20 protein-coding genes are annotated in these 16508 nt (G+C 62.0%); 10 read left to right on the top strand and 10 right to left on the bottom strand.

The window, feature by feature from the left end:
* Positions 1-5: 5 nt before the first annotated feature.
* The 5 genes from AC1DM5_RS00885 to cobT form a co-directional block, all read right to left on the bottom strand.
* Positions 6-386, bottom strand: coding sequence for a diacylglycerol kinase (locus tag AC1DM5_RS00885; RefSeq protein WP_477821275.1), 381 nt, complete (start codon positions 384-386; stop codon positions 6-8).
* Between the two features lie 167 nt (positions 387-553).
* The gene (locus AC1DM5_RS00880; protein WP_477821274.1) at positions 554-985 is read right to left on the bottom strand and encodes an EF-hand domain-containing protein; all 432 of its coding nucleotides are present in this window, start codon (positions 983-985) and stop codon (positions 554-556) included.
* A 122-nt stretch (positions 986-1107) separates the two neighbouring features.
* A complete protein-coding gene (locus AC1DM5_RS00875; RefSeq protein ID WP_477821273.1) occupies positions 1108-2592 on the bottom strand; it encodes a multicopper oxidase family protein in 1485 nt (494 codons plus the stop codon).
* 108 nt (positions 2593-2700) lie between these two features.
* Positions 2701-3075, bottom strand: a complete 375-nt coding sequence (locus tag AC1DM5_RS00870; protein ID WP_477821272.1) for a hypothetical protein — start codon at positions 3073-3075, stop codon at positions 2701-2703.
* A 360-nt stretch (positions 3076-3435) separates the two neighbouring features.
* Positions 3436-4452 (bottom strand): nicotinate-nucleotide--dimethylbenzimidazole phosphoribosyltransferase, encoded by a 1017-nt coding sequence (gene cobT / locus AC1DM5_RS00865; protein ID WP_183734779.1) that lies wholly within the window; start codon positions 4450-4452, stop codon positions 3436-3438.
* 174 nt (positions 4453-4626) lie between these two features.
* Between cobT and AC1DM5_RS00860 the strand changes: the two genes are divergently transcribed.
* Genes AC1DM5_RS00860 through AC1DM5_RS00850 form a run of 3 tightly spaced genes read left to right on the top strand, consistent with a single transcriptional unit; the run spans position 4627 to position 6320 of the window.
* A complete protein-coding gene (locus AC1DM5_RS00860; protein ID WP_477821271.1) occupies positions 4627-5406 on the top strand; it encodes an adenosylcobinamide-GDP ribazoletransferase in 780 nt (259 codons plus the stop codon).
* A gap of 18 nt (positions 5407-5424) precedes the next feature.
* Positions 5425-5622: a DUF1289 domain-containing protein gene (locus AC1DM5_RS00855; protein ID WP_477821270.1), complete on the top strand. Its 198-nt coding sequence runs from the start codon at positions 5425-5427 to the stop codon at positions 5620-5622.
* Positions 5619-6320 carry a TIGR02281 family clan AA aspartic protease gene (locus AC1DM5_RS00850; protein WP_477821373.1) on the top strand — a complete coding sequence of 234 codons (702 nt, stop codon included), beginning with the start codon at positions 5619-5621 and terminating at the stop codon, positions 6318-6320. Before AC1DM5_RS00855 ends, AC1DM5_RS00850 begins: the two co-directional genes overlap by 4 nt.
* Positions 6321-6327: 7 nt before the next feature.
* Here the strand turns inward: AC1DM5_RS00850 and AC1DM5_RS00845 are convergent, their stop codons facing one another.
* Positions 6328-6690, bottom strand: coding sequence for a CU044_2847 family protein (locus AC1DM5_RS00845; RefSeq protein WP_477821269.1), 363 nt, complete (start codon positions 6688-6690; stop codon positions 6328-6330).
* Between the two features lie 100 nt (positions 6691-6790).
* Between AC1DM5_RS00845 and AC1DM5_RS00840 the strand changes: the two genes are divergently transcribed.
* Together AC1DM5_RS00840 and AC1DM5_RS00835 are read left to right on the top strand one after the other, a co-directional pair.
* Positions 6791-9043 (top strand): caspase family protein, encoded by a 2253-nt coding sequence (locus AC1DM5_RS00840; protein ID WP_477821268.1) that lies wholly within the window; start codon positions 6791-6793, stop codon positions 9041-9043.
* A gap of 108 nt (positions 9044-9151) precedes the next feature.
* Positions 9152-9997, top strand: a complete 846-nt coding sequence (locus tag AC1DM5_RS00835; RefSeq protein ID WP_477821267.1) for an NAD(P)-dependent oxidoreductase — start codon at positions 9152-9154, stop codon at positions 9995-9997.
* A gap of 5 nt (positions 9998-10002) precedes the next feature.
* Here the strand turns inward: AC1DM5_RS00835 and AC1DM5_RS00830 are convergent, their stop codons facing one another.
* On the bottom strand, positions 10003-10974 hold the full coding sequence (locus AC1DM5_RS00830; RefSeq protein ID WP_477821266.1) for an alpha/beta fold hydrolase: 972 nt from the start codon (positions 10972-10974) through the stop codon (positions 10003-10005).
* Positions 10975-11121: 147 nt separating this feature from the next.
* On the opposite strand from AC1DM5_RS00830, the gene AC1DM5_RS00825 reads away from it, so the two are divergent.
* Positions 11122-11559, top strand: coding sequence for an Rrf2 family transcriptional regulator (locus tag AC1DM5_RS00825; RefSeq protein WP_477821265.1), 438 nt, complete (start codon positions 11122-11124; stop codon positions 11557-11559).
* Positions 11560-11717: 158 nt separating this feature from the next.
* Complete coding sequence (locus AC1DM5_RS00820; RefSeq protein WP_477821264.1) at positions 11718-12155, top strand: hypothetical protein; 438 nt, start codon at positions 11718-11720, stop codon at positions 12153-12155.
* A gap of 128 nt (positions 12156-12283) precedes the next feature.
* Here the strand turns inward: AC1DM5_RS00820 and AC1DM5_RS00815 are convergent, their stop codons facing one another.
* Positions 12284-12904, bottom strand: coding sequence for a TetR/AcrR family transcriptional regulator (locus AC1DM5_RS00815; protein ID WP_477821263.1), 621 nt, complete (start codon positions 12902-12904; stop codon positions 12284-12286).
* A 122-nt stretch (positions 12905-13026) separates the two neighbouring features.
* Between AC1DM5_RS00815 and AC1DM5_RS00810 the strand changes: the two genes are divergently transcribed.
* On the top strand, positions 13027-13884 hold the full coding sequence (locus tag AC1DM5_RS00810) for an MBL fold metallo-hydrolase (protein WP_477821262.1): 858 nt from the start codon (positions 13027-13029) through the stop codon (positions 13882-13884).
* 50 nt (positions 13885-13934) lie between these two features.
* On the opposite strand, the gene AC1DM5_RS00805 is transcribed toward AC1DM5_RS00810, so the two are convergent.
* Positions 13935-14387 carry a pyridoxamine 5'-phosphate oxidase family protein gene (locus tag AC1DM5_RS00805; RefSeq protein WP_477821261.1) on the bottom strand — a complete coding sequence of 151 codons (453 nt, stop codon included), beginning with the start codon at positions 14385-14387 and terminating at the stop codon, positions 13935-13937.
* 148 nt (positions 14388-14535) lie between these two features.
* Here AC1DM5_RS00805 and AC1DM5_RS00800 point away from each other — a divergent pair, with 148 nt between their 5' ends.
* Positions 14536-14958 (top strand): helix-turn-helix domain-containing protein, encoded by a 423-nt coding sequence (locus AC1DM5_RS00800; protein WP_477821260.1) that lies wholly within the window; start codon positions 14536-14538, stop codon positions 14956-14958.
* A 16-nt stretch (positions 14959-14974) separates the two neighbouring features.
* A complete protein-coding gene (locus tag AC1DM5_RS00795; protein ID WP_477821259.1) occupies positions 14975-15355 on the top strand; it encodes a DUF4180 domain-containing protein in 381 nt (126 codons plus the stop codon).
* A gap of 40 nt (positions 15356-15395) precedes the next feature.
* Here the strand turns inward: AC1DM5_RS00795 and AC1DM5_RS00790 are convergent, their stop codons facing one another.
* On the bottom strand, positions 15396-16388 hold the full coding sequence (locus AC1DM5_RS00790; RefSeq protein WP_477821258.1) for a squalene cyclase: 993 nt from the start codon (positions 16386-16388) through the stop codon (positions 15396-15398).
* Between the last annotated feature and the right edge of the window lie 120 nt (positions 16389-16508).

Raw genomic sequence — 16508 nt, 5'->3', positions numbered from 1 at the left:
ACAATTTAAAAGAACAGATGCCTGATGATGACGAAGCCAAGATAAAGGCAGCAGGCGGCGATCATGCAGGTGACGGCGAAGGAGCCGAGATCCTTGGCATGTTTGCCGACGATGGAAATCTCGGGTGAAATCCGGTCGATCACTTCCTCGACCGCTGTATTCATCGCCTCGATGGAAAAGAGCCCGAGGAAAAGCACCGTCGTGACGACAAATTCCGTGGCATCCGCACCGACGAGAAAAAGCGCAATCAGCGCCACAGCGAAGAAGCCGATCTCTTGTCGGAAGGCCGATTCCCTGAAGACCCGCAGGAAGCCTGCCCACGAATAGCTGGCCGCTGCCACGAAATGGCGAAATCCCGTTTCCTTGGTCACGGCAGGTTTCGTCAAAGGCGCCTCGTTTCCTCCACGCCGGTCTTTTTGCCGACGCTTTCATTTATAAGCGGATACGCAGATACCGTTTCCCCGATCGCAGCGCAAGCAATGCGCCGCCCGGGAACGGCAGATAGCATCCGCCGCTCTTCCTGTTCAAGCATCGGATTATCCGAAACCGGAACCTATTGCAGCCAGAACGCCTGTATCTCTTCCGGTGTAACCTTGCCGTCGTTATTCGCGTCCACGGCGTCGAATATCCGCTTATGGATGGCCGTCACTTCCTCGAATGACAACGCGCCATCCTCATCGGTATCGGCTATCGCGAACATGATCTTCATCATGAACCCTCGCATCATCGGCATCCCGCCGCCCATCATGCCAGGTCCCATCATGCGCCCACCCATCATGCCGCCAGGCATCATCCCCGGTCCGCCCGGCATTGCCCCCTGGTCTTGTCCCATCATGTCCCCCATTCCCGACGGTGGGCTCGCCTGCGACATGTTCGCCGGATGATGGGCATCCGTCTCGCTCGTCTGCGCAAAGGTGGAATCGGCTCCGCCGATCGCAATCAGCGCGGCCAGCAGGACCGCGTTTGGAATTCTCGTCGTTCTCATGTCGTTTCTCCTTTGGCTTGGTCAGTATCAGCGCCTGCTTCGTGAAGCGGAACAGGACGGTTTCGAATGTGGTGGCGGTGGCAGGCGGACGCGCCGCCGGCCGCCTCGTCAATCGACGTGCGTCAGCCGATGCCATCGTAGGTGACATAGGCCATCATGCCCGACGCCATGTGGTAGAGGTGATGGCAATGAAGCGGCCAGCGACCGGGATTGTCGGCATCGAAGGCGAGGACGACACTCGCCATCGGCGGCAGCAGGACCGTGTCCCTGACCGCGCCGGCGATTGGCGTTCCGTTGATGCCGATCACCTGGAAATGGTGGCCGTGCAGGTGCATCGGATGCGCCATCATCGACATGTTGGTGATCGCGACTTCGATCCGCTCGCCGCGCTTCACGACAAGACCGTCCGCCCCGTTAATGCCCCATGTGTAGGCGGCCATGTCGCCCGTCAGCGCGAGTTCGAAGCGGCGGTCTGCTGCACGGATCGCCAGCGGCCCGACGGGACGCAGTCGCTGTTCCAAATCCAGCCCGAGAACCGGCCCCTTCGCCTCACCCTCGACCGCAATCTTGCGGAGGCTCGCGCCCGCGGTGGCAAGGACGATGCCCGTGCGTTCCACGGCCCCCTCGCGCAGCGCGAGGATGGGAAAGGCCCCGCCGTTCTTCGGAAGGCTGAGCCGGATGTCGAGGCGCTGGCCCATGGTAACAGGGAAAGACGTGCCGGCAACCGGCTGCACGCCCTGCCCGTCGACGGCGACCAGTTCTCCGGCAAGGCTGCCCGTGTCGATGGTGAAGGCGGTCGCAGTGGCTCCGTTGATGAAGCGCAGGCGCACGCGACCGCCCTTCTCGACGGTGACGACCTCGGGATCGTCGAGCGTGCGGTCGTTGGCGAGATAGGCATCGTAGTCGATGTCGTTGAGGTCCATGGCCGCCATTCCCGGCATGGCCATGCCTGCCATGCTGTTGCCGGACATCATGTGCTGCATGCCGGCCATTCCCTGCATCGAGCCGTGGTCCATGGGCATGACACCATGCGCGGCATTTCCCTTCAGCTTCGCCAGCAGTTCCTCCGCCGACCGGAAGGAGAAGTCGTGCAGCAGGACGACGACCTCCTGCTCATCGCGCTTCAAATCATCAGCGGTCCGCACGATCAGCGGGGCGGCAAGCAGGTTCTGCTCCTGCAGCGTATGGGCGTGCATCCAGTGCGTGCCGCCCGCGCCGACCGGGAAGGTGTAGCGGCGGGTTTCGGACGGCTTGATGAGTGCGGCCGGATTGTCGGGCACGCCGTCGGCCGCCCATGGCGGCGTCAATCCGTGCCAGTGGATCAGGGTCGGCTCATCGATGGCGCTCGACAGAGCGACGTCGAAATCGGTTCCGGCGTCAAGTGTCAGTCCCAGCCTGCCGTCAGGTTGAACGAGGCCGAAGACGCGCGCGGACCTGCCCTTGACGTCGATAGTCCGGTAGCCAGTGGAGAGAATGCGAGGCGTTGCGTCCTGTAGAGATGAAGACTTGGCGTCCTGCGCAAAGCTGCGGATGGGACGGAGCACGGCCGACATGCCGAGCGCTGCTGCGCCGACCGTCAGGCCGTTGAGAAAATCACGGCGTTTCATTGTATTTGATCCTTGCTTGCAGATCGGCAATGCCGACCGTTGGTCTTGGGCTACCTGCGGCGCCCGCGGAATCGACCGGACGCCGCGGCGAGGCGGCCTCCGGCATCCTCAGACCGAAAGACGAGGAGGACCGAGTGTGGGCGGGAGCGTCAGGCCGCGGCCGGTCTGGTCGCCCCATGCGAAACGGAGGAAGGACCCCCCGGCTGCCGGAGCTTCCGTTCTGTCGATATTCATCAGGACGATGCAAAAGCCGCACGAAACGGCACAACAGCTCTTATGGTCGGGAATGTGAAGGCCGCCCTGGAGCGAGGCCTTGGCGCCCTCCTGGATCAAGCTGCGCTCGACACCGTGGTGCGCGTGAGCCGGACGTTCGTAGCACTTCATCGCCATTGCCCCTGCAGTCGGCGCGAAGACAAGCACGAGCGTGACCAGGACAGTCAGCACTGCGTTCATCCATGCGAACCTGCGGCGGTCGGCGGCCATGAAGTGCGGCTCCGTTCCCCTGATCAGCCGAAGCGCTGGCTGATGAAATTGAAGATAGCGACGATCAACGGACCTGTCCATGCGACCATGACGACACCGCTAGTGTGGTCTTTTCGTGCCGATGATCCTTGATCCAGGTCAACAATGTCCGGATGATACCGGTCGTCTTTCGCCAAAATGTCTGAAAACACGCCCCGCGGTGACCGAGATGAAGCGCCACTCGCATACTCGGTCCAGAATATGTTGGCGCAACCCCGATCCGCATCGGCCGTGGCCAGTGCGGCGGGCGACTCACCTTCTCCAGCGGCGGGAGCGATCTGCCACAGTTCGCCCCCGCTTCCGCGAGCTGAAGTTCGAGCCCTAGTGTTTGCCGGAAACGCCGGCCTGGCTGAAGGTTGCCATGCCCGAGTGGCAGGCGGCAGCCGCCTTGACGATACCGGCGGCGAGCGCTGCACCAGTGCCCTCGCCAAGCCGCATGCCGAGCGCCAGAAGCGGCGTCTTGCCGAGCTGTTCGATGGCGCGCAGATGCCCCGGCTCGGCCGAGACATGGCCGATCAGGCAGTGGTCGAGTGCAGACGGATTGGCCGCCCGCAGGATCGCGCCGGCAGCCGTCGCCGTATAGCCGTCGATCAGCACGGGAATACGCTCCATGCGCGCCGCAAGGATGGCGCCCGCCATGGCCGCGATTTCGCGACCGCCGAGCCGGCGCATGATTTCCAAGGGATCGTCGAGATGATCGCTGTGCAGTTCCACGGCGCGCTCGACGGCATCGATCTTGCGCTCCAGCATCTCGCCTTCGGAACCCGTGCCGGGGCCGACCCAGTCGCGCGCCGTACCGCCGTAGAGCGCATAGTTGATGGCAGCCGCGATCGTCGTATTGCCGATACCCATTTCGCCGATGCAGAGCAGATCCGTGCCGCCGGCAATCGCTTCCATGCCGAAGGCCATGGTGGCGGCGCAATCGCGCTCGGTCAGCGCTGCTTCCTGGGTGATATCGCCAGTCGGGTAATCGAGCGCCAGGTCGAAGACCTTGAGTCCCAGGTCATAGGCGACGCAGATCTGGTTGATCGCAGCCCCGCCGGCGGCGAAATTCTCCACCATCTGCTGTGTCACTTCAGGCGGGAAAGGCGTGATTCCCTGCCGCACGACGCCATGATTGCCGGCGAAAATCGCCACCAGCGGCCGGTTGACGGCGGGCGGCTTGCCCGTCCAGGCGGCGAGCCAGAAGGCGATTTCCTCGAGACGGCCGAGCGCACCCGGCGGCTTCGTCAGTTGCGCGTCGCGTTCGCGGGCGGCGACCAGCGCGCGGGCATCCGGTCCCGGCAGGTCGCGAAGAAGGGCGCGAAAATCGTCGAACGGCAGGCCTGAAACGCTCATCTGAATGGCTTTCCTTGTATTCTTGTCTTTTCCCGGCAAATCGGGTTCTTTGCGTGGCGACTCTCTTAAAGCGAGCGGCCCAGGCGAACAATGTGAAAAAGCACACAGCGCCAAAAGCCGCAGGGAGACAAAGACGCCGCGGAGAGGCGGGGGCAGCAGAGAATGATCCCAGGAATGATAAAGGACATCGCGGTCGATGCCGCGCGCGCTGTGGCTTTCTTGAGCCGCATTCCCGTGCCGCCATGGCTCTTTACCGGCTATGACGGCAAGCTTGGCCGGCTGGTCCGTGTCTTCCCCCTGGCCGGGCTCCTCATCGGCGCCCTGCCCGCTCTCGTCTTGCTGCTGATGCTGGCATTTCGCGCCGACCGTCTGATGGCCGCACTGATAGCGCTTGCCGTGCAGACGATCCTGACCGGCGCGCTGCACGAGGACGGGCTTGCCGATACGGCTGACGGTATCGGCGGCGGCAAATCCCGCGAGCAGAGCCTGCTCATCATGAAAGACAGCCGCATCGGCAGTTACGGCGCGATCGCCCTCATCCTCTCTTTCGCCCTGCGGGCCTCGGCACTTGCCGCCATTGCGCGTGAAGCATCGCCTTTTGCCGCGGCACTTGCCATTCCAGCCGTTGCCGCACTCAGCCGCGGGGCCATTGCCTGGCACTGGCAGCGTCTTCCCGCTGCAAAGCCGGATGGGCTTGCAGCCTCGGCCGGCAGCCCCGCCGAGGTGACGATGCAGATCGCCCTCGTCACCGCTGGCTTTATCACCGCTATTCTCATCTGGCCGACACTCGGTCTGTTGCCCTTCGTCTCGGCCCTTCTTGCCGCCGGTCTCGCGACGCTTGCCTTCACCTGGTTCATCCGCCGCAGGCTTGGCGGCCACACCGGCGACACGCTCGGCGCTAACCAGCAGATTTGCGAGGTCGCAGCCTTCTGCGCCCTTGCCATGGCCCTCTGAAATCACGATATATCGCCCATGCGAACACCCTGCATCCGCGTATGCTCCCTGGATCCTCTCACCGGTCTTTGCACCGGATGCGGCCGCACAACGGATGAAATTGCCGGCTGGATGCGCTTTTCCGACGAGGAGCGCGAAACCATCATGGAAAACCTGCCGACCCGCCTCGCGGAACTCGCTCCCGTATCGACGAAAACCCTGGAGGCCATCGGCTGATGCGCCTCATCGTCCTGCTTGCCGTCATTGTCATCGGCCTTGCCGTCCTGCTCCTCAACAATGACCAGAGCCGCATCATGGGCCTTGAAAGCGATGATTTCGGCCGCTTCGTCTACCTGCTGCCAATCGCTCTGATGCTGGCAGCCGGCATCTGGGGCAGCCGCCAGAATATCGGCCAGACCCTGCGCCAACTGATGATCTGGCTCGTCATCATCCTGGCGCTCGCCACCGCCTACCTTTACCGCCAGGATGCGACGGCCGTCGGCAATCGCCTGCTTGCCGGCCTCGTGCCCGGCCGCGCCGTGGTGGTTACAACCAGCGAAGGCGGGCAGGAAGTCATCGTCCACAAGATGCTGAACGGCCATTTCGAGGCCGAGGTCTCGGTCAACGGCCAGTCGGTACCGATGCTGGTCGATACCGGTGCCAGCATGGTGGCGCTCTCGCATGCCGACGCGCTGCGCATCGGCATAGACCCGAAGCAGCTCACCTATTCCATGACAGTGATGACCGCCAACGGCCGCGCTCGCGCCGCTCCTGTTACCCTCGATCAGGTCGCGATCGGCCCGATCGTGCGCAGCAATGTCGCCGCGTCCGTTGCCGAAGACGGCAGGCTCGACCAGAGCCTGCTCGGCATGAGTTTCCTTGAGACACTCGGCTCCTTGCAGATGCAGACGGATGAGCTCAGGATGCGCGACTGACCGGCAACTATCCGGTCTTTTCGTTCTTCCAGGACAAGGAGATCTTGATCTCCGATTCTGCGCCGGCTTTCGCGATTACGAAGCCCGCCGAACCCGTCAGCTTCAGCCCCAGTTCAAGCGACATTTCCGAGGGAGCGACGGCGAGATCAGACAGGAGATCCTGCAGGTTCGCCACATAGGCCTTGAACGTCGACATCGCCTCCGTGAAGGATTTAGCTGACGCAGCGACGATCTCGCCGGCATCGGCCGCCACGCCCTTCGGGACAAATCCGCCGTGCTGCTGCATGACGAGGTTTTCGCGCGCCACCGCTTCCTCCACCTCGAAGGCAATAGCTCCGTGTTCTGTATTGAATGTAACAATACCGGTCATTTCTCTTCCCCCTTGAGAATAGTCTTCAGATTGTGAAATTCTCTCCAAGGTAGTATAGCAGTTACAGGGCTGCACGTCACTTGGGAGGCTTGGCGCTTCGATGGCCGATCGGTTTGCTCTTCTCATTGCCAACGATAAATTCGATGACAAAAATCTTCATAAACTGACCGCTCCCACCGCAGATGTCCTTGATCTGGGAAAGGTGCTGGAAAATCCGCTGATCGGCGGCTTCAAGGTCGAGCCTATGATTAATGCGGGTCTGGAGGAAGTGCGAACCGGCATCAGCAATCACTTCTTGATGCGCAAGCCCGATGATTTCGTGCTGATCTATTATACCGGCCACGGATTGCGCGATCTCTTCGGCGATCTCTACCTTGCCTTGCAGGGAACAAAGGTCAGCAATCCTGCTCCGTGCTCCATCGACGCCGACTTCATCAAGCGCGCGATGAGAAACAGCTTCGCGAAGCGCCAGATCCTGATCCTCGACTGCTGCCACAGTGGCGCCTATATGGGCCTGGAAGCGAAACAGGCCAGCGACAGCGTCGTGTTCATGCCGGATGACCTCGATCCGGGCGGCTACGGTCAATTCGTGCTGGCCGCATCAGGAGCAAACCAGAGCGCCTTTGAAGTCGAGGGACGTTCGATCTTCACCCGATGCCTTGTGGAAGGGCTGCAGACCGGGCAAGCGGCTCCGAACAAGGAGGCGATCTCGATCCATGATCTTCATGCCTATGCCTGCAGCCGCGTCGCCGAATACGAGGCGCCGATGCAGCCGAGGCTTTCGGTCAAGGAGGAAACGACTCCCGTCATCATCGCCCGCAACCCCAACGCGGCCGCGATCAGGGAAGCATCCGAAGCGCTGAAGCAGGACCAGCAGCCCGGCGTTCCCATCGCCCAGCCGGCGCCGGTATTACTGCAATTGGATACGAATGCCCTGGTGGAAATCTTTCTCGACACCGATCCCGTCGAAGGCGACAAGGTAATCGAGCCGCTTTCTGAGCGAGGGGCAGACATCATCGCCAAGCTTCTGGAAAGAGGTGCCGGCCAGTTCAGGGTTCAGCAGACGCTTCGCATGCGCAAGCTGTGCAGGAAACTCGGTCATGACGCGGTCGCGCCGCTCATCGATGCGATCCGCAATGGCGAATGGCACCAGAAGACTGCGGCAGCGCCATGTTTTGCGGCGTTCCGACCACCGTCCGGGGAGATCAAGGATACGCTGTTCGGAATACTGCAGCAAAGCGGGAACTTCGATACAACGCGCCTGACAATCGAGGCGACCGGGTACACCGGATATAGTTCCGATATCAGGTGGGAACTCGCCGACCTCGCGAAATTCGACCGGCTTGGTGGCACCGATCAAAACGCGGAAGTTTACGATTACTCCTTCGGAAAACTCTTCTCTTATGTCTGCGAAGCGCTGGCACGCGGCTTTGCTGTGACCGGCGACGAGAGCGAACTGGATTTCCTCACGAAGTTCCATGAGTTATGCGATCAGCAGGGGAAATCATGGTCCGCCGAGAATGCCATCGACGCGGGCTTTCGCGACCTGAAGCCGGCTGCGGCCGATGCGCTTGTAAAACATTGGCTTGCGCGTCCCGAAGGCCCCTATGCCAGGATGGCCCTCGATGCGCTCGCGCATCTGAGGAACCAGCGCTCGATCGGCGCCGTCGCCTCCCGCCTGTTTGATGCTCGTGACGATATCTCTTGGAAAGCAGGGATTTGTCTCGGAAATATCAGCTCCGAGGCGACGGCCATTTTTGTCGCGGAGAAATTTACCGGGCGCAGCTACAGTATCGGCGGCCATTGGGCCGCATCCGTGCTCTACGGCTTTGGAACCGAATGGCCGAACGAGAAGGAACTCATTCAGCCCAAATCCGACGACACCTCTGAAATCGGTGGCCAGATGCTCGTGTCCCTTGCTCTGAGAAACGGAGCGGACGAAGCCCAACGGGCGGCGAGCGGCCTCACGGACTCCAATCCCTATTTTCGGGGCATCAGCGCCCTGGCGCTTGCGTGGGCGCGTCCGAAGAATGCCGTCCAGCAGCTCCGCCATGCCGACGAGGAAGCGGCCGACGAGATCGAACGGATATTCATCGTCGCGGCCCAGATTCTGGCCGGAAGCCACGAGCGCGGCGGTGCGCTGCATGAGGCATTGCGGTCTCTACCGCTATGGCACCAGCTTCGTCCCTTCTGGCGCTATCAGATCATTGCGGCGCTGCGGATCTCGCATGATGGCAAGGAGCGCGCCGCGCGCTGGGCCGAAATATCCGAAGACGATTCTCCGAAAGTCAGCGCAATGATCGACGCCTTCGAGCAACGGGCGACAAGTGGCGGACCGTTGTCGTCGGCATAGGAGCTTCGCCGGACGGCCCGGCTGCGGGCTGAAGGCCGCACCTGCCTTGCGGCATCGGCCATCCCGCCCTAGTCTCTCCGCATCCCGCCAAAGAGGTCACATCCGCCAATGTCCATCACCATTGCATTGTTCGGCGCCGGCGCCATGGGCAGCGCCGTTGGCCGCCGCCTCGCCGAGTCCGGCGCCAAGGTCATCACTTTTCTCGATGGACGCAGTGAAGCGACGATCGAACGCGCCCGCGCAACGGGCCTCGCCGCCGCCCCGCTTTCGGCATTCGCCGAGGCCGATATCATCCTCTCCATCGTTCCGCCGGCCGAAGCGCAGAAAGTCGCGAATCTCATTGCTCCGGTGCTGCGCGACAGCGGCAAGAAGCCGCCCTTCGTCGATCTCAACGCCATCAGCCCGAAGACCATGGAAAAGCTGGCCGCAGGCCTCGCTTCCACGGGCGCCAAGGTCCTCGACGGCTCGATCATCGGCGGCCCGCCGGTTCCCGGCAAGGCCGGCCCGGTCGTCTGCCTCAGCGGCGATCTCGCAGGCGAACCCGATCTCCTCTCCCGTTTCGGCCTGAAGATCCGCCGTGTGAAAGGCCCTGTTGGAGCCGCCTCCGCCTTGAAGATGTGTTATGCCGGCATCAACAAGGGCATCACCGGCCTCTCCGCCGCCATGCTCCTTGCCGCTGCGCGCTCCGGTGCCAGCGAGGCATTGAAGGTGGAACTGGCCGAAAGCCAGGCCGAGCATCTGAAGCGGCTGCGCCAGTCCATCCCGGACATGTTTCCGAAGGCCTATCGCTGGGTGGCGGAAATGGAAGAAATCTCCGAGTTCCTCGGAGCCGACGATCCGGCTGCCCTCATCTTCAAGGGCATGGCCGGCGTCTTCCAGACCATTGCCGATGATCGCGATGGCAGCCACGAACTGATCGCCACGCTCGAGGCGATGCTGGATGACGGGCATTAAACCGGTCACAAAGCCTGCACGAAATCGATAATCGCGCGGCTGACGATCTCCGCCCGTTCCTGCGGCAGCCAATGGCCCGCACCGGGCACGAACTGCGTCGCCCTGAGGCCAGGCGCGAGCCGTGGCATCGCATCGATAATCTCCCGCATACCGGGGATGGCAAGGCCCGTGTCACGCTCGCCAGCCATGAACAGCGCTGGAACCTCGACTTTCAGCCCCGCCAAAGCTTTCTGCAATTCCCAGTTCCGGTCGAGGTTCTTGTAATAATTCAACCCACCGCGAAAGCCTGACGCCTTGAATGCATCGGCAAAGACATCGAGGTCGGCTTGCGGCAGCCATCTGGGCAGCGTTTCCCCGTTGGGCAGATCAGCAAGCAGACCGGATGCGCGCGAGACCATGCCAAACGGATTGGGCGTTCCGTCGCCTGGCAGTCTTGGACCCGCCTCGCCGCAGGCGGCGCCATAGATCTTGCGCAGCGTGACATCCACATTCCGCTCGAACTCGGCTTCAGCCAATCCCGGCTCCTGGAAATAGAGCACATAGAGCAGGTGATCCGTTGTCGCCGGAAAGATTTTCGTCGGCGGCACGGGCGGCTGGCCCATGAGAGGAACGCTCATCGCGACAATGCCCCGGAACCTGTCCGGCCGCATCAGTGCGGCCTGCCAGGCAACCGTCGCACCCCAGTCATTGCCGACGATGACTGCCTTTTCCTCACCAAGCGCATCGACGAGCGCAACCATGTCGGCCACGAGATCGAAGACTGTATAGGCGCCGGTCTCATCAGGGCTTTCCGTTCGGCCATAACCGCGCATATCGGGCGCCACGGCATGGAGGCCCGCCCCGGCAAGTGCAGTAATCTGATGGCGCCAGGCATGCGAGGTCTCCGGAAACCCATGGCAGAGCAGCACCAACGGCCCCTCGCCGGCTTCGGCAATGTTCATCCTCAAGGTTGCGGTTTCAATCACGCGCTGCTGCATCGCTGCCTCCTCGATAATTAGCCCGTCGCCTTCGGAAAAATCGCTTCCGGGCGACATCGAATCTTTAATTCCGTATCTTTTTACGTTACAGAAAACGGGAGTCAATATACCGTAACACTATTTGTTACGCTATGGAGAGAAACACAGATGCGGCAAGACGGAAGACTGGCGCGGATGATCCATGTCCTCGTCCATATGGGGCTGCTTGGCGGCCGGGAAACAAGCGAGCGCATCGCCCAGATGCTCAACACCAATCCCGTCGTCGTTCGCCGCACCATGGCGTCGCTGCGCCAGCACGGCATCGTCGAATCCGAGGGCGGCCGCGGCGGCGGCTGGTCGCTGACGAGACCGCTTTCCGAGATCACCATTCTGGATGTGCAGCGCGCGCTGCAGGGCGAAACCATTCTGGATGCGCCGCTCTCCAACGATCACCCTTCCTGCCCGGTCGAACGCGCCGCCAATGCCAAGCTGCAACTTGCCTATCAAAGCGCCGAGCAGGCGCTGGAGCGGGAATTCCAGAAGGTGACGCTGGCCGAGGTCGGCGAGATCGCCATGGCCACCGCCCAGGCAGAAAAGAGGGCGTGACAGCCATCCGGCTGCTTGCTGACGGCGCGTGAATCTGCCAATTTTCAGCAAAACAACAAGACCACAAAGAACAAGAAGAAACTCCTAGTCTGGTGGCACCACATCCCGATCGCTTTCCCTGAAGGCCTCAGCGTGTCCGGTGCGACAGGAGTTTTATCATGACTGCATTCTGGCCCTTGTTCGTCGGCGGCGTGGCCCCCGCCATTCTCTGGGGCATTACCGCTATTTTCCAGAAGCAGAGCGCCGTATCGGGCGCCGGCTCCTCCGCCTATCTCATTGCCTTCGGCCTGACGCTTGCGGTAGCGGGCGGGATCTCCGCCTTGATCTGGCGCCCCGCGCCCTGGACGGCAGAAGGCATCGGCTCTGCCGCCATCGCCGGCCTCTGTTTCGCCCTCGGCACCGGCCTCATCAGCTTCGCGCTCTTTGCCTACGGCGTGCCGGTCTCCAAACTCGCGCCGATCTGGAGCTGCAACGTGCCGGTGACGCTGGCCGTCGGCGCGGTGTTTCTGGGGGAGGCTGCGCAGGTCGATCTCATGAAACTCTCTGCCGGCACCCTGCTTATCGTCGGCGGCGCCATCCTTGTCAGCAATGCCTGACGCCTATTGCGCCCGGCAATTGTAGCGGCGGGAGATGACGGTCATCAGCAGCTCGTCGCCCTCGCCCCCCGCGGACGTCGGGATTGTCCTGCAGGAAGCGGCAGAGCATGTCGCGAGGTAAATAGCCTTCAATGCGCCTTGCCGTGGAGCAGCACGCCAAAGACCATCTGCTTGAATGTCTCGAGCGGCGCCCCGTTGCGCTCGGCGCGCATGCGCAGAAGCGCCCCTTCCCAACTGTTCAGAATGAAATCGGCAAGTGTCCCGGCCGGCAGCTCGCTGGTTAGTGTGCCGTCTCTCTGCGCTTCGGCCAGGCAAGCCGCAATCACCTCGCTCCAGCGGCCGAAATGCGCTGCCACGTGCTGGCGGATCAGCTCGCTATGGTCGACCGTCTCGGCACTGAAATTGCCGAGCACGCAGCCCTGCGCATGACCTCTCAGGGCAAAGGATGCGACGCGATCGTCGAAATAGGCCTTGAGGCGGCGAAGGGGCGGTTTGTCGGCATCGGCAAGAAAGCCCACGAGCCGGGCAAGCGCCTGCTCGGAATAGCGATCGGAAACCTCCGCTCCGAAAGCCTCCTTGCTGTCGAAATAATTGTAGAAGGAGCCCTTCGGAACCTTGATGTCATCGACGATCTTCTGGATCCCGGTCGCGACAAACCCGTTGGCATGGATCTCCTTCAGACCCGCCTCGATGAGTTTCTCCCGCATTTGCATATTCGGCTTGGGGCCGCGGCGGGTCTGCTTTTCCACGTTCGTTTCCTCTTGAATAATTAAAGACGACTGGTCATGTATTTATTGCCAGACCACAAAAATCAAGGGCTTTCCCGCCCGCTCAGCCGCCTTAACTCCAACTTTTTCAAGGAATTGCCACCATGACCTCAAGCCCCACTCCCAGCCTGCGCTATGATGTCCTGACAATCCGCCGCCCCGGCCTTAGCCGCGATGTGCCGGCTGGCGATCCATCCCTTCAGTGGGTCGCCAATTCCGCCACGCTGATCTCGGGCGAACGCGATGCCGTGCTCGTCGATACCTTCCTGACCGAACCGCAGACAAAGACGCTCGCCGACTGGGTGGAAGCGAGCGGCAAGCGGCTGAAAGCGATCTACATCACTCATGGTCACGGCGACCACTTCTTCGGCATCGGTGCTCTGCTGAAACGCTTCCCCGATGCGAAGGCCTACGCCATATCGGATGTGGTGGAAGCGATGCGTCGCCAGAGCGCACCCGACATGCTCGATGGCTTCTGGCGCAAACTCTTCCCCGGCGAAATCGCCGAGAACATGGCTGTCGCCGATGTCCTTGAAGCACCGGACCTGGATCTTGAAGGCCACAAGCTGATCCCGGTCGATGCCGGCCATACCGACATGTCGCACTCGACCGCCCTCCACGTTCCCTCGATTGGGCTGATCGTCGGCGGCGACGTCGTCTATAACGGCATCCACTGCTACCTCGGCGAAACCACGCGCGAGAGCCGGCTGCACTGGATCGAAACGCTGGATCAGTTGAAAGAGCTGACGCCGAAGGCCGTCGTCGCCGGCCACAAGATCCCCGAAAATGACGACGATCCTCATATCATCGACGAGACCCAGCAATATCTGCGCGATTTCAACAGGCTTGAGCTGGAAACGACGACGGCGCGAGAACTGTTCGACGCCATGCTGGCGCTCCACCCCAACCGTGCCAATCCCGGCTCGCTCTGGGGCGCTGCCAAGGTCACCAAGGGCGCCTGACCTTCACGCCGTCAGCACCAGGCTGCCGCGCCTCTGCGCGGCACGCCGCATCAGAGCGTAACGAGATCGGTGTGCCCGAACCCCTTGGAATAATCGAGCACCGAAATCACCTTCGGCACGACGCGGAAGATGCAGATCTGATCCCGCGTCGGCATGGCGATTGCCAGACCCTCCTGAACCGGATATTTCGCCGGCATCAGTTGGAGCACCTTGTCGGCCTCGGCAGCGTCTTCCACCTTCTCGGCATGCGCGGCCATCGACAGGCCGGTGATCTGCATCAGCTGGCCGGCATCGGGGTTGATCGTCAGCGACATCCTCTTGTCCCGCGCCAGATTGGCGGCCTTCTGGCTGTCCGGGCTGCAGAGGAAATAGAGCGTCAGCCCGTCATTGACGTGGCCGACCGTCGTCGCCTGCGGCCAGCCGTCTGGCCGGAGCGTTGCAACGCTCATGATCCGTTGCCCATCCAGTATCGCCTGGATCGTCTTCCTGATCGCCTCGTCCATCGCTCGCTCCGCTCGGTTTGATGGCTGAAGCATGTGCGGCTGTAGGGCATTCCGCATTGATCCGCATCAAGGCGAATATCGATCTGGATTATTCCAAAATATTCCTTATTATTCGAAATGAAAATCATGATAGAGAATAATACGGATCATGTCGGAAGAGTTCTACACTGCTGAACAGGCGGCCGAACGCCTGAAACTGCACCCGAAGACCGTGCTGCGGCTCATCCGCGAAGAGCGTTTGCGCGCCAAGCGCATCGGCAAATCCTACCGCATCCTGCGCTCCGACCTCGAAGCCTTCGCCGGAGTCAGCAACAGCGCCCCGGCCCCTCAGGCCGAGGTCTATGTCACCAGCGTCGTCGAGGTGCCCGATCTCTCCGCCGAAATCTCGAACCGCCTGACGGTGCTGATGCAGGCCATGCTGATCTCGCGGCATCGCCGGCCGCACGCCATGCAGTTCAACGCCGCCTATGATGCGGAACGGCAACTCCAGAAATTCATCCTGATCGGTACGCCGTCGGATACGGCGGAACTGTTGAACAGCCTGGACGCTTATCTGAAGGCGCTCCGCTGACCAGAAAGGACATTCCGTGAGCAATGATATCAGGCTCTCGCACGGCTTTCGCGTGCTCCTCCGCAATCCCGATGGCAAGCCGTTATCGGCTGAAAGCGGCATCAACGATCTGATCGGCCACGCGCTCGGCGAAGCCGTCGATTGGGTGGTGCTGCCGGTCGCCCGCCTGCCCGAGGGTTTCCTGACGCTCCGCTCAGGCATTGCAGGTGCTGCGATCCAGAAATTCGTCAACTACAAGGTTCGTATTGCCATTATCGGCAGGATCGATGCGGAGCTTGCCGGCAGCAACGCGCTGCAAAGCTTCGTCCTTGAATCCAACAGCGGCACGAACTGCTGGTTTCTCGATACGATGGAAGAGTTCGAGGCCAGGCTTTCGGCCTTCAGCACACCGGCCTAAACCAAGGATTGCCCAAGACAATGCCGGATGCGCAGCGGCTTCACGGTACGGCATGTTCAGCCTGCCGGCCATCCCACCATTTCAATACCCTGAGCGCCCTGAGCGTCACCCAGCGTGAGGGCTCTCCCTCTCCGTCATCCATCACGAACCATGCCCTGCCGGACACGCGCCAGTCGAGCGGCCAGCGACCATCCTCCAGTCGTCGGAGCCGGAGGTATTGGATTGCCTCTTTCAGCCGCATATCGGGGGCAGCCCCCGTCAGCAGGCTTGAGGCGCGAAAGTAATCGAGCGCCCGCAGCACATCGAAACGCCAGCGGTTCGGATGCAGGAACTGCATGAACTTCTCGTCGACCGGTTCGCCGGTGCTGAGCCGCCGCATCAGGTGCCGCGCCAGCAGATAATCCTCTCCCGACCGTCTTGCCTCGCGCGATTGCTCCGTGCCGCCGGTTGCCCGCTCATATTCCAGAAGTCCTTCCAGCACATTGATCGTGGTGTGGAAGGAGGAGCGCATCGAGCCATTCGCCCGCTCGCAGTTCCAGCCGCCATCCGACTGCCGCTCGCCGAGCAATCTTTCCACGATGGGCGAGATATCGATGCCGAAATAGGCGCCGTCGCCTACCGTGCGGCCATTGATGCATTCCTCCACCTCGCCCTCCCAGAAGGGCTGCCCGCCTTCGTCCCAGCGGCAATTGGCGCCGATGAGCGCGACGGTTCTCATTGCGCTCTCGGAGCGCGGATCGAGCCCGAATTCACGAAGCTGCGTCAGCGAAAAATTCGTCGCCGTCCAGGGCTGGCCGGTCGCCTGCCATTCCTCGCGTGTGAAATCGCTAGGCAGGAACGAGCCGCCCGCCCATTGCCCATCGGCATCCTGAAAGGACAATAGTCTGGCACCCCACCCTTCCCGCTCGACCTTCTGCCGCTCGGCGGACCAGACGGGCTCGGGCGCATCCAGCAGATCGCGCAGCACCTGCCAGCGGATGGCCGGGTCGGAGGCGAGCAGCCAGTCGATCACGGATGTCTCTAAAGGCGGCATCGGCAAGGCTCCCTTTTGCTTGCAAATACCGCCGCAGCTTGGCCAAACCGCTGGCTGCCGTCAACATTACTGACCCGGCGCGGAGGTGACACCCAAGCGGAGAGACTCCCTCTTCGCACC

The organism is Rhizobium sp. 01T437 (assembly GCF_056398505.1).
The sequence above is the reverse complement of the archived record's forward strand: the minus strand, read 5'-3'. Positions and strand labels throughout refer to the sequence as shown.

Excerpts from the sequence above, each read along its gene's own strand:
- AC1DM5_RS00825 (WP_477821265.1), top strand. The coding sequence starts at position 11,122 with ATGCGGCAAGACGGAAGACTGGCGCGGATGATCCATGTCCTCGTCCAT.
- AC1DM5_RS00790 (WP_477821258.1), bottom strand. The coding sequence starts at position 16,388 with ATGCCGCCTTTAGAGACATCCGTGATCGACTGGCTGCTCGCCTCCGAC.
- AC1DM5_RS00810 (WP_477821262.1), top strand. The coding sequence starts at position 13,027 with ATGACCTCAAGCCCCACTCCCAGCCTGCGCTATGATGTCCTGACAATC.
- AC1DM5_RS00875 (WP_477821273.1), bottom strand. The coding sequence starts at position 2,592 with ATGAAACGCCGTGATTTTCTCAACGGCCTGACGGTCGGCGCAGCAGCG.
- AC1DM5_RS00840 (WP_477821268.1), top strand. The coding sequence starts at position 6,791 with ATGGCCGATCGGTTTGCTCTTCTCATTGCCAACGATAAATTCGATGAC.
- AC1DM5_RS00835 (WP_477821267.1), top strand. The coding sequence starts at position 9,152 with ATGTCCATCACCATTGCATTGTTCGGCGCCGGCGCCATGGGCAGCGCC.
- AC1DM5_RS00870 (WP_477821272.1), bottom strand. The coding sequence starts at position 3,075 with ATGGCCGCCGACCGCCGCAGGTTCGCATGGATGAACGCAGTGCTGACT.
- AC1DM5_RS00845 (WP_477821269.1), bottom strand. The coding sequence starts at position 6,690 with ATGACCGGTATTGTTACATTCAATACAGAACACGGAGCTATTGCCTTC.
- AC1DM5_RS00800 (WP_477821260.1), top strand. The coding sequence starts at position 14,536 with ATGTCGGAAGAGTTCTACACTGCTGAACAGGCGGCCGAACGCCTGAAA.
- AC1DM5_RS00820 (WP_477821264.1), top strand. The coding sequence starts at position 11,718 with ATGACTGCATTCTGGCCCTTGTTCGTCGGCGGCGTGGCCCCCGCCATT.
- AC1DM5_RS00830 (WP_477821266.1), bottom strand. The coding sequence starts at position 10,974 with ATGCAGCAGCGCGTGATTGAAACCGCAACCTTGAGGATGAACATTGCC.
- AC1DM5_RS00855 (WP_477821270.1), top strand. The coding sequence starts at position 5,425 with ATGCGAACACCCTGCATCCGCGTATGCTCCCTGGATCCTCTCACCGGT.
- AC1DM5_RS00805 (WP_477821261.1), bottom strand. The coding sequence starts at position 14,387 with ATGGACGAGGCGATCAGGAAGACGATCCAGGCGATACTGGATGGGCAA.
- cobT (WP_183734779.1), bottom strand. The coding sequence starts at position 4,452 with ATGAGCGTTTCAGGCCTGCCGTTCGACGATTTTCGCGCCCTTCTTCGC.
- AC1DM5_RS00860 (WP_477821271.1), top strand. The coding sequence starts at position 4,627 with ATGATAAAGGACATCGCGGTCGATGCCGCGCGCGCTGTGGCTTTCTTG.
- AC1DM5_RS00880 (WP_477821274.1), bottom strand. The coding sequence starts at position 985 with ATGAGAACGACGAGAATTCCAAACGCGGTCCTGCTGGCCGCGCTGATT.